The sequence below is a fragment of the Pseudomonas sp. PS01299 genome, from assembly GCF_029960145.1.
GTDB classification, from domain to species: domain Bacteria; phylum Pseudomonadota; class Gammaproteobacteria; order Pseudomonadales; family Pseudomonadaceae; genus Aquipseudomonas; species Aquipseudomonas putida_A.
This window is the reverse complement of the sequence record NZ_JASCPO010000362.1, coordinates 1-3,807: the sequence shown is the minus strand read 5'-3', so window position 1 is coordinate 3,807 and position 3,807 is coordinate 1. Positions and strand designations below refer to the sequence as shown.

Annotated in this window: 4 protein-coding genes; all 4 read left to right on the top strand. The window is 58.4% G+C overall.

The window, feature by feature from the left end:
• Window positions 1–399 precede the first annotated feature (399 nt).
• The 4 genes from QMX91_RS29640 to QMX91_RS29625 all read left to right on the top strand — a co-directional run bounded on the left by QMX91_RS29640 (window position 400) and on the right by QMX91_RS29625 (window position 3,665).
• Entirely contained in the window at window positions 400–1,326 is a 927-nt protein-coding gene (locus tag QMX91_RS29640) for a glutamate/aspartate ABC transporter substrate-binding protein (RefSeq protein WP_027612076.1), read from the top strand.
• 190 nt (window positions 1,327–1,516) lie between these two features.
• On the top strand, window positions 1,517–2,263 hold the full coding sequence (locus QMX91_RS29635) for an amino acid ABC transporter permease (protein WP_027612077.1): 747 nt from the start codon (window positions 1,517–1,519) through the stop codon (window positions 2,261–2,263).
• On the top strand, window positions 2,263–2,934 hold the full coding sequence (locus QMX91_RS29630) for an ABC transporter permease subunit (protein WP_007963949.1): 672 nt from the start codon (window positions 2,263–2,265) through the stop codon (window positions 2,932–2,934). The genes QMX91_RS29635 and QMX91_RS29630 overlap by 1 nt, the downstream gene beginning before the upstream one ends.
• Window positions 2,931–3,665: an amino acid ABC transporter ATP-binding protein gene (locus QMX91_RS29625; RefSeq protein ID WP_007963947.1), complete on the top strand. Its 735-nt coding sequence runs from the start codon at window positions 2,931–2,933 to the stop codon at window positions 3,663–3,665. Before QMX91_RS29630 ends, QMX91_RS29625 begins: the two co-directional genes overlap by 4 nt.
• Window positions 3,666–3,807: the final 142 nt, after the last annotated feature.

Genomic DNA, 3,807 nt, shown 5'->3' with positions numbered 1-3,807 from the left:
GGATTTATCCCCGATGGACTGCGAAGCGGTCCTCGCCTTTGCGCTGAAAGAAGGCCGCTTCGCGACCTATCGGGGATAAATCCCCTCGCCACAAGGGAATGTGGGCTCGAACGATCATCAATATAAGGGCAGCGATTAAAAGATCGTTCGGTTTTCCGAACGCGACCTGTCGGTCGATTCGGATAACCGGATCAGTTTCATCGAAAAACACCGACACAAAACTTTAATCACCTTATAAATCAAGCCATTAGCCACTATCGACTGCTCTGGCACGACTCATGCTCTACACTCTCTCGACGAATGCCTGCCGTGCCAACACTTCAGGAGCCGTCAGGCATTCGAAGCACAAAAAGGGCCGACGAACTGGCCCCATAAAAAAAACAATTCGAGGAAAATTTGATGCGCATCGTTCCCCATATCCTGGGCGCAGCCATTGCGGCCGCTCTGATCAGCACGCCAGTTTTCGCCGCCGAACTCACCGGCACCCTGAAGAAAATCAACGATTCCGGCACCATCACCCTCGCTCACCGCGACAGTTCCATTCCGTTTTCCTACATCGCGGATGCTTCCGGCAAGCCAGTGGGCTACTCCCACGACATTCAAGTGGCCATCGTTGAAGCCCTGAAAAAAGACCTGAACAAGCCAGACCTGCAGGTCAAATACAACCTGGTGACCTCGCAAACCCGTATCCCACTGATCCAGAACGGCACCGCGGATATCGAGTGCGGTTCCACCACCAATAACGCCGAACGCGCCCAGCAAGTCGACTTCACCGTCAACATCTTCGAAATCGGCACCCGCCTGCTGGTCAAGAAAGACAAGGATGGCAACCCGTCCTACAAAGACTTTGCCGACCTCAAAGGCAAAAACGTCGTGACCACCGCCGGCACCACGTCCGAGCGCATCATCAAAGCGATGAACGCCGACAAGCAGATGGGCATGAACATCATCTCCGCCAAGGACCACGGCGAATCCTTCAACATGCTGGAAAGCGGCCGCGCCGTTGCCTTCATGATGGACGACGCCCTGCTGGCCGGCGAAGAAGCCAAGGCGAAGAAGCCGGACGACTGGGTCATCACCGGTACTCCGCAATCGTTCGAAGCCTACGCGTGCATGGTTCGCAAAGACGACCCGGCCTTCAAGAAGGCTGTGGATGACGCCATCGTCGGCCTGTACAAATCCGGCAAGATCAACGAGATCTACAAGAAGTGGTTCGAAACCGCGATTCCGCCAAAGGGCCTGAACCTCAACTTCCCGATGAGCGACAAGGTCAAGGAACTGATCGCCAACCCGAGCGACAAGCCGGCGCCTGACGTAAAAATCTGATTCCTGACTAACCTTATCCCCTGAGGGAGCCACCCTCCCTCAGGCGTCTGTTACCTGCTGGTTTTACAGTGGAACACTCGACCTGGCGGTTTTCGAGCCGATCGCGTGTGCCCGGCGTTCAACGTCGGACGGGAAAGGATCTTCCCCAAGCGGGTGCTTGTACATCGATCGATTTCGAGGGGAGACCCTAATGAATTACAACTGGGACTGGGGCGTGTTCTTCAAGTCCACCGGCGTGGGCAGCGAGACTTATCTCGACTGGTACATCGCCGGCCTGGGCTGGACCATTGCCATCGCCATCGTGGCATGGATCATCGCCTTGCTGCTGGGCTCCATTCTGGGGGTCATGCGCACGGTGCCGAACCGCCTCGTATCGGGCATCGCGACCTGCTACGTCGAACTGTTTCGCAACGTGCCGCTGCTGGTGCAGCTGTTCATCTGGTACTTCCTGGTGCCCGATCTGCTGCCGCAAAACCTGCAGGACTGGTACAAGCAGGATCTGAACCCGACCACCTCGGCCTACCTGAGCGTGGTCGTGTGCCTGGGCCTGTTCACCGCCGCCCGGGTCTGCGAGCAAGTGCGCACCGGCATCCAGGCGTTGCCACGCGGCCAGGAATCCGCCGCCCGCGCCATGGGTTTCAAGCTGCCACAGATCTACTGGAACGTGCTGCTGCCCCAGGCCTACCGCATCATCATTCCGCCGCTGACCTCGGAATTCCTCAACGTGTTCAAGAACTCCTCCGTGGCGTCCTTGATCGGCCTGATGGAACTGCTGGCGCAAACCAAACAGACCGCCGAGTTCTCGGCCAACCTGTTTGAAGCCTTCACCCTGGCCACGCTGATCTACTTCACCCTGAACATGAGCCTGATGTTGCTGATGCGCATGGTCGAGAAGAAAGTCGCAGTGCCCGGCCTGATCTCCGTGGGGGGTAAATAATGGACTTCGATTTCAGCGGCATCATCCCCGCGATCCCGGGCCTGTGGAACGGCATGGTCATGACCTTGCAACTGATGGTCATGGGCGTGATCGGCGGCATCGTGCTGGGGACGATCCTCGCGCTGATGCGCCTGTCGTCGAGCAAACTGCTGTCGCGCGTCGCCGGCGCCTACGTGAACTACTTCCGCTCGATCCCGCTGCTGCTGGTGATCACCTGGTTCTACCTGGCGGTGCCGTTCGTGCTGCGCTGGATCACCGGCGAAGACACCCCGATCGGCGCGTTCACCTCCTGCGTCGTGGCTTTCATGATGTTCGAAGCCGCGTACTTCTGTGAGATCGTCCGGGCCGGCGTGCAGTCGATCCCCAAAGGCCAGATGGCCGCGGCCCAGGCGATGGGCATGACCTATGGCCAGACCATGCGGCTGATCATCCTGCCCCAGGCGTTCCGCAAGATGACCCCGTTGCTGCTGCAACAGTCGATCATCCTGTTCCAGGACACCTCGCTGGTCTACACCGTGGGCCTGGTGGACTTCCTCAACTCCGCCCGCTCCAGCGGCGACATCATCGGTCGTTCCAACGAGTTCCTGATCTTTGCCGGTGTCGTCTACTTCATCATCAGCTTTTCCGCCTCGCTGCTGGTCAAGCGTCTGCAAAAAAGGTTTGCCGTATGATCTCCATCAAGAACATCAACAAGTGGTATGGCGACTTCCAGGTGCTGACTGATTGCAGCACCGAGGTCAAAAAAGGCGAAGTGATCGTGGTCTGCGGCCCGTCGGGTTCGGGCAAGTCGACCCTGATCAAGTGCGTCAACGCGCTGGAGCCGTTCCAGAAAGGCGACATCGTCGTCGACGGCACCTCGATTGCCGACTCCAAGACCAACCTGCCGAAACTGCGCTCGCGCGTCGGCATGGTGTTCCAGCATTTCGAGCTGTTCCCGCACCTGACCATCACCGAAAACCTGACCATCGCGCAGATCAAGGTGCTGGGCCGTAGCAAGGAAGAGGCAACCAAGAAAGGTCTGCAACTGCTGGAACGCGTCGGCTTGTCGGCGCATGCACACAAGCACCCGGGGCAACTGTCCGGCGGTCAGCAGCAGCGTGTGGCGATTGCCCGTGCACTGGCCATGGACCCGATCGTCATGCTGTTCGACGAACCGACCTCGGCGCTCGACCCGGAAATGGTCAACGAAGTGCTCGACGTGATGGTGCAACTGGCCCACGAAGGCATGACCATGATGTGCGTGACCCACGAAATGGGCTTCGCGCGCAAAGTGGCTGATCGCGTGATCTTCATGGACGCCGGCAAGATCATCGAAGACTGCCCTAAAGAGGAGTTCTTCGGCGACATCAGCGCCCGCTCCGAACGCGCGCAGCACTTCCTCGAGAAAATCCTGCAGCACTAAAAGCAACACACCGAACTCTGTGGCGAGGGCGCTTTGTGGCGAGGGGATTTATCCCCGATGGGCCGCGAAGCGACCCCAGCATTTCAAAATCAAACCGCATCTGCCGGTTTGACGACTGCTTCGCAGCCGATCGGGGATAAAT